This is a genomic window from Candidatus Micrarchaeia archaeon, from assembly GCA_041650355.1.
GTDB lineage: Archaea > Micrarchaeota > Micrarchaeia > Anstonellales > Bilamarchaeaceae > JAHJBR01.
In genome coordinates this window covers 1-8828 of sequence record JBAZLI010000040.1, presented here as the reverse complement: position 1 = coordinate 8828, position 8828 = coordinate 1, and the positions used below count along the sequence as shown (strand labels likewise).

Here is an 8828-nt window from a genome sequence, read left to right as displayed (position 1 = left end):
TTCTTCTGGCTCGGCATCCACACCTCCAAGTCGTACGTTTTCGCGCTCGCGAACCCCAGGTCGCCGGTGCACAGCTCAATCACCCTGTACGGAATCCCAAGCATCTGCAAAACGTTTTCGGCGTCCTTCACCATCAACTCGAGCTCGTGAAAGCTTTTTTCCTGTTCGCAAACCTTCACCAGCTCCACCTTGTCGAACTGGTGCTGCCTTATCATCCCCTTTATGTCCTTCCCGTACGCGCCAGCCTCCTTCCTGTAGCACGGCGTGAGCGCCATGTATCTCTTGGGAAGGTCCGCGAGCTCCAGCACCTCGCCTGCGTGCAGGTTGGTGAGCGGAACCTCGGCTGTGGGTATGAGCCACAAATCATCGTCGGTTTTGTACAAATCCTCCTTGAACTTCGGAAGCTGGCCCGTGCCCTGCATTATTTCGCTCTTCACCAGATGCGGGACCCAGACTTCCATATATCCGCGCGCAGCGTGCGCGTTCAGCATGAACGCCCCGAGCGCCCTTTCCAGCTTCGCCATCTTCCCGTACATCACCGTGAACCTGTGCCCTCCGAGCTTGCTCCCCCGCTCGAAATCCAGCAATCCGGTCCTGAGCCCTATCTCGTCGTGCGCCAGTCCCTTGACCTTCCCCGGCTCGCCCCATTTCCTAACCTCCTGGTTCCCGCTTTCATCCTTCCCGATTTTAACGCTCTTGTCAGGGATGTTGGGAACCTGGAGCATCATCTCATCCAATTCCTTCTCCAGCCTCTCGACCTCTTCCCCGAGCTCCTTGGCCCTTGCGCTAACCTCGCCGCTTTTCCTCACGAATCCCGACGCGTCCTTCCCCTGCTTCTTCGCCTCTGATATGGCCAGCCCGAGTTTGTTCCTCTCCGCCCTTAGTGCCTCTGCCTCTGCCTTGTCCTGCCTCCACTTCGCGTCCAGTTCGGTTAGTTTATCCACTATTCCGGCGTCCTGGTTCCTGTCCCTGAGCGCCTTTTTCACAGCTTCAGCATCTTTCCTAATCAGCTTGATATCGAGCACTTCATCACCTTATTTTTTGAATCACGCAATATATTAAAACGTTGACAAACCAATCAATTACATACTATGCATAATCCCCGATGCAATATGCACGGCCTGCATTATGCCCCTCTCGTTTCTCCCTCGTTTGAAGCGTCGGAAGCTTTATAATGGTTAATTCTGTATTTCCCACGCATACATCTTGTGGGTTGAAGAGAAATGGGAAAACCAGGGGCGCTAAAGTTAATTTTTCCTTTGCTGGCATGGCTGTTCCTATTCTTGGCCCTTTACTTCTCTTCTTCGTCGGCGTCGGCCATAGACCCATCCCAAAGCCCCGACGTGAACCAGAGCAGCTCCCAGCCGTTCCAGGTAGTAGAGGAAAGCCCGTACCGTGCATACTGCGTGGAAACCGGCGCGCAGCTGGAAATCTCAGTCGTTGTCTCCAAGCGCTCCTCCCCGCTCGCGTCAATATCCATAATATTCCCGGACGTCTCGCGCTCCGAATTTATCCCAGAGAACCTTTCAGAGCGCAAATACGGAATCACGTTCATTCCGGAAACCGAGGGCAGGTACGACGTAGAATTCAGCTCGGGCCAGCCGGGCCAGCGAGTGGAAACCGTATACTTCTACGCCTATCCCCCTGGCTCGGACCCCGTGGAGCTCGGATACAGGTGCACAAACATAAAGGGCAGGAACAAACCCCCGGTCCTCATAACTGACATATCTGATATTTCGTTTGAAGAAGGGCACAACGCCACACTGAACCTGTCCGGCAATTTCAGGGATTCGGACAAGGACGCATTGGTTTTCACCTCGAGCCCTTCCGACAGCGTAATCGTCTCCTTCCAGGGAAGCATCGCGACCGTGTCGGCGCTGCAGGGCTTCGCGGGCTCTGAGCACATTGTTTTTTACGCTTCGGACGGAAGAAGCATCGTCCCCAGCAACACCGTGACAGTGATGGTGGGGCCTGCGCAGTCCAACATCTCTGAGAATGCATCCGTCTCGACCGTCCAGTACGAGGCACGCACCGGCCAGCCGGTAAGGTGGAAGAAAACAGTTTCCCTTGCCTCACCGCAGAGCGTTTCCGTTTACATTCCAGCAAGCGCCTCCGTGATATCCATCCGGGACAGCGCTAACGGAAACGACCTCGGGCCGGGAGCAGTGAAGCCTAGCAGGTGGCAGGACCAGAAAATCGTTGATATAAGCGAGCCTGTCACTGAACTCGAGGTTTTGTACGAAACCCCGGGTCCGGCATCCGAAGAAAGGAATACGGGAAAGCGCTCGAAGGAAGTGCTCATAAGTTCGGACATCCACTACGAGAACATAAGCGCGAACGCATCGCTCCCGGTTGAGATTCCATCCGCGGAGCTTGCGACGCTCGCCTGGCACGTAAGCTCCGAGGAAGGCCTGCCCAAGAATTCCCTTTCAAGAGCCGAAATCAGTGAATTGGAGCAGAACGGCGTCCTGGTCAAGGAAGTGCCCTTCACAGCCCGGGACACCAACGGGAACGGCCTGCTGGACGCCATAGAGTGGATCGTCCCTTCCCTGAGCAACCAGACCTATGAGATAAGCATAAGCGTGCTCAACATCCATTCCCACCCGACCCTTTACGGGAACTGGGCAGTAGAATTCATCACTCTTGGGGAGGCGAACCTCACCGTAACCGCGACCAACGAGCCTAACTACACTTCAGAATACACGCGCTGGAGCGATTCCCTGGAGGAAAATTACGATTTGAAATTCCTGGAGCTCAGATGCGGAAACGAAACGTTCCAATACCAATGGCTCGGCAGCGATTGCCTCAGCGAAGAATGCTCGGTATTCGCAGAAAATTACTCGTGCAACGAAACCTCGTACGAAACAAGCAAAGTCCTGAGCGCCAAGAAGCACGTGCTGAAATTCCAATTTGGCGATGAAGCTGTTTACGCATACAACGACGCCGCGAACATCACGCTGAATTCAATAACCCTCAACAGCACCTATGGAGCCAACACCACGCGGGAGAACCTCACAATTTACGTGAACGCAACAGATGCAGAAGGCGATAACATCAGCATCGCCTATGATTGGAGATTGAACGGCTCAAGCATCGCAGTCCTCAACATGAACTTCGACGTGAACAATTCAGCCGGAGCAGGAAAGACCAGGGATTACAGTTCATACGAAAACAACGGAACTGTTACGGATGCGGTATGGAGCGCGACGGGCGGATGGAACGGAACCGGAGCATACTCTTATGGCAGCACAGGCTCATACATAGATGCAGGAAGCTCTCAAAGCCTGAACATTACCGGGAAAGAAATAACGCTCGAGGCATGGGTATACCATGCAAGCAATCCTGACAATGACGGCATAATCTTCAAAGGCCCCCTCACAAACAGCCAGGGGACCTACAGTCTGGTTTACGTCAACAACGTTTATTTCAGGCTGAACGGAGCAATTGTAGAAGGCAGCGGGCAAGTCGGTACATCGGACGGCCCGTACGCCAACAACGTATGGCACCACCTGGTAGCCACGTACGACGGCGCAGACCAGAGAATTTATGTGGATGGAATCCAGAAAAACTCGCAACCGTACACCAGCGACATAGGCGACTCAGGGGCGGATTCGCTCAAGATAGGCACATACTACAGCACAGGTTATCCGTTCGGCGGGAATATAGATAATATAAACATATACGATCGAGCCCTCTCCCCGCAAGAGATTACCGCGCATTACCAGAACCGCTCGGATTTGATGGTCTCCCAGGAACTCGCGGCGGGCCAGAACTGGACCGTGTGCGCAACCCCTAACGACGGAAGCGCGGACGGAACCACAAATTGCAGCAGCGCTTTGTACGCGCAGAGCGGCGCTCCCTCCATAAATTCCATAATCCTCAACAGCACCCTGGGAGCTAACACCACGCAGGAAAACCTCACAGTTTACGTGAACGCAACAGACCTCAACAACGATCCGGTACGCTTTGCCTATGACTGGAGATTGAACGGCTCGAGCATCGCAATCCTGAACATGAACTTCGACGTAAACAACAGCGCAGGAGCAGGAAAGACGCGAGACTACACGATGTTCGGAAACAACGGAACAGTGAACGGCGCGACATGGAACGCGACGGGCGGATGGAACGGAACCGGCGGGTATCTTTTCTCAAGCGGGAACATCACGGTTCCGGACAATGACGACCTGGAGTTTGACAAGCCGTTTTCAATCACAGGGTGGGTGAATCCGAGCGATATAAGCAGCCAATTCGTCAACTACCTTGTGACGAAAGGCTCCGGCTCGGCGTCCGGATTCTACCTGGGCTTCGTGGGATCCGACGCCTCCACGTGCGGGGGCGTTGACGGCGCGGTATACATCTGGAACGGTTCATCTCTTTTTTGTTCCAACACGACCCTCACAACGGATGCGTGGACATTCATCGCGGCCACCTTCAACGGCAGCAACACCAGCATCTACATCGACGGAATTTTGGAAAATTCCGACAATGCCATAGTATACGGAGCTAATGCCTACAACCTCCTGCTCGGCATCCGCAACGACGGGAGCTGGCAATACAACGGCTACATGGACCAATTCGCGTACTGGAACCGTTCCCTCACGTCGCAGGAAGTGTCGGCGCTTTACCAGAACCGCTCGGATTCGGTGGTCTCTCAGGAACTCGCGGCGGGCCAGGACTGGGCCGTGTGCGCAACACCTAACGACGGAATTTTGGACGGAGCCACAAATTGCAGCAACACCCTGCTAATCCGCACTTATGAGAATTGCACAGACACTGGGGGCACATGGACAATAAGTTCCAACTACATTCTGAACCGGAGCGTGGAGTGCTTTTCCATTATAGTGACCAACAACGCGGTGCTCACAATAGACAGCTCGCCCACAGGGGCCAACGGGCCAGTCAACCTAAGCGCGGACGCCGTCGTAGTTGAAGCCGGGAGCCGCATAAGCGCGGACGCCAGGGGATACGGCCCTGGCCTCGGTCCGGGAGCCGGAACCAACAGGACCTCAGGGCAGGGCACGAGTGGAGGAGGGCACGGCGGCACAGGGGGAACCGGGCTGGCCCTTACCGCTGGCGGAACGCCCTACGGCAACATCACAATACCCACAACGCTCGGAAGCGGAGGGGGCTCAATCAGCAGCGCTTACGCAGGCAGCGGAGGCGGGGCGATTTTCATAAACGCCTCCAGGATTCAAGTTGACGGAATAATAACCGCGAACGGAACGTCCGGCAACCACAGCGCAGTGGGGTCTGGAACCGGAGGAGGCAGCGGAGGAAGCATCTGGTTAATAACTGAAAACATGAGCGGCTCAGGAACAATACGTGCAGACGGAGGCCGGGGTAGCACCTATTCGGGCGGCGGCTACCATGGCGGAGGGGGTGCGGGCGGCCGCATCGCGATTTACTATTCTAGCTCCAGTTTCGACGGAACGATTACGGCCTTCGGAGGATACAGCGGAAAGCAGTACGGCGGAGCCGGCACGGTCCTCTTAGTGCCCGGGTCCGGCGCCGGCTTCCTCGTGATCGACAACGGCTTCCCAAGCACTTCAGTTGCTTACACCCCGTGGAATTCATCTTACCCTGTTTTCGATAACCTGAACGTCAGCGGAGGTGCGGTGCTGTTCTGCAACAACACGCCCCTGGCAGTGTCCTCTGATATAATCGTCCTTGCCAACAGTTCCATAGCTGGATTTCCCAACATAAGCGTTGCAAACCTCACTGTAGAATCGCAGGCCTTGATAAACTCCAGCGGTTTGGGGTACGGCCCGGGCCTCGGTCCTGGCGCAGGAGCCAACGGTTCCTGCTGCGGCGGCGGAACCGGCGGAGGAGGTTACGGCGGCAACGGCGGCAACGGCCTGAACGATTATGCCGGAGGCCCTGCTTACGGAGATGTAATCGCTCCATATGAAATCGGCAGCGGAGGCGGAGCGGTGGGGGACGGAACCGGCGGCATAGGCGGCGGCAAGATTGTCATCTCTGTTTCCGAGCGGCTGGCGCTGGAGGGAGCAATTCACGCGGAGGGCCTGAACAGTTCGCACTATTCAACTTGGGCGCAGGGAACCGGCGGCGGCAGCGGCGGCAGCGTGTGGATAACTGCCTCCGAACTGAACGGAACCGGGACCATAAGCGTTGCAGGAGCCAAAGGGAGCACCTATTCCGGAGGCGGCTATTGGGGTGGCGGCGGCAGCGGCGGCAGGGTTTCCGTTAGCTACGTAACCAACACCTTCTCAGGCCTGGTGAATCTGAGCGGAGGCTCCAGCGGCTACAGGAACGGAAGCGCAGGGACTTTCTTTTACTGCTCGAGAATCTCCAACTTCTCCTCCTGCCAGGACGGTTTCGGAAAGACTTTGCATTCTGTTTTCGCTTCGAACTCTTCGCAGAACATAACCAGGAAGCTTTACGTGGAGTGGACCAACGATTCCATGATGTGGAACGAAAGTTCCACGAACGCAAGCACGGTTGCACAATATATAGTGTATAATCTCACTCCGAGCGCAAGTTACGCCATAGCTGCCAACGGGGTTGTCCTTGCCACCCAATCCGCCAATTCGTCCGGTGCGCTCGGCCCCTTCACAATCAACCTCTCTTCTGAGCAGCAGATTTCGCTCACCAACGTGCCCCAAGTCATCTCTTGCATAGGAGCAACAGCCAGTTTCACCTGCGGCCAAAACGTGAACGAGAGCTGCACCATGAACGGCGACCTCAACGCAACAGGAACAAACTGCTTCAACGTCACTGCCTCAAACGTTTCAATAAACTGCGCCGGCTTCACGATTTCAGGGAATAATACATTCAACACCCAGGGAGTTTACACCACTGTATTCAACACATCCGTACGGAACTGCAACATAAACGGGTTCGACGTTGGGATATACTACAATGGAGCAACGGCGATAAACGGAACGATAGAAAATAATAACGTGAACACGAGCGTGAATAATTGGGTAGATCCTACTTACTCATCCGCTATACTCCTACGCGGGGGCGCCAGCTTCAATACGCTAAATAACAATATCGCAAATTCGCACTACGGCAAGGGCATACTTCTATACGGAAGCTGCAATAGCAACACATTAACCAACGTAACCGGCCGCAATATAGCATCCGGGGCAGCAGGATATGGCATACAGGTATCCACCAACTCAAATAACAACCATTTCATCGGCGTATCAGCATCAGCCAACCAATCCTCGGGCATATACATAGATGGAGGTTCGAATGCCTTCATTGACTGCGCAGGAGGGCTTATAGAAGGGACAAATACCAGCAACACCTGGGGGGTTTACACAAACCAATTTAATACAACCATCAAGAACTGCAACATAAACGGCTTTGATGTTGGAATTTACTACAATGGAGCGCACAACGGAACGATTGAAAACAACAACATAAACGTAACCGTGAACAATTATGTAAATCCGACTTATTCAACCGCAATACTTCTATATGGGGCTCATTTCAACACGCTGAACAATAACATTGCCTATTCCAAAGACGGCATAGGAATTTTCCTTGCTACGGCCTCTAATAACACTGTATTAAATAATTCAGGAGTCTCAAACTCGAAAGCAGGCTTTGCTTTATACGTGAACTCAAACGGCAATCAGATAATTGATTCAAAAGGAATTTCAACAGGCTCATACGGCTTTTTTTCCCACTCAAGTTCCAACAACATCATAACCAATTCCAACGGGACTACGGGCGCAGTTGGAGGTTTTTATTTCACAGATAACTCTAACACACACACCATACTAAATTCCACGGGAACATCTGGGGCAGAAGGCGGAATCTATGTTGCTGGTTCTTCAAACAACAAAATAATCAACTCAACCGGAACAGCAGGCACCTACGGCAATTTATATCTGCAAGTAAGTGATAATAATTCCATAGAAGGTTCCACGTTCTTATCGAGCACGAGCTACAGCGTTTTTGTTTATTCGGGTTCCGACAACAACACATTCACGAACTGCCAGATTAGTGGCAAGAACAACGCATATGGAGCACTTCTCATCTATGCCAGTAACTACGATAATACAATCGCTAACAGCACGATAAACGGATTGGGAGCGACGTATGCAGCATCTCTCCAAGCAGGCACTTTTACGGGCAACATTTTCATAAACAACACATTCTTGAATGCAACCAATTTACTGTTATTCGATGCAGGCGCCTCGAATAACATTATCTGCCTCAACAATTTCTCCGATTCAGGAACATCCCCAACGACATATATAACCGATTCCAATGGCTCGAACTTCTACAGCTGCACTTATGACGGAAAGAACCAGGGCAACATATACCCGAACGTTCTGAACGGGAGCGTTGAAATAAAGGGCAGCGTGAATTCCAGCATAGGCGGGCTTTACATAGGCGCTTCCGGCGCCGGCTACCCCTACAACAGCACCAATTCGCTTGGAAAAATGATCGGAGGAGTGGACTCCGCACCGCTCACCGCGGCATTCATAAGCCCCTTGCTATCAGAAATCATCGCCCCGCAGAACAACTCCGTAATCGGATATGCGAACGGAACCCTGAACGTGGCAGTGAACTACACCGGCTCAGGAACCGGCTGCAACGCAACGATTTCCGCGGGCACTCTCGCAGCTGTGGGGAATGCAACGCAAATCCTGGGCACCATCACCACCGGCAACTCCACGAATTTCACGCTCAACCTCACGGACGCAGCCAACCTCTACGGTTTGAACTACAACGTATCCGTGAACACCACCTGCGCGGAAGTGCAATCCTTCCAGCAGATTTCAATATTCGTGGACCACACATGGTCAATCACCAACAACTTCATAGACCAGACAGGCACCATATCCAAC

Annotated in this window: 2 protein-coding genes; one reads left to right on the top strand and one right to left on the bottom strand. The window is 53.4% G+C overall.

What is annotated here, in order from left to right; all coding sequences use genetic code 11:
* A partial coding sequence (gene serS, locus WC488_03475) for a serine--tRNA ligase (protein MFA5077462.1) occupies positions 1-1025 on the bottom strand: 1025 nt, incomplete at its 3' end.
* 258 nt (positions 1026-1283) lie between these two features.
* Between serS and WC488_03470 the strand changes: the two genes are divergently transcribed.
* Positions 1284-8828 (top strand): LamG-like jellyroll fold domain-containing protein (locus WC488_03470; GenBank protein MFA5077461.1); only part of this gene is annotated, 7545 nt, incomplete at its 3' end.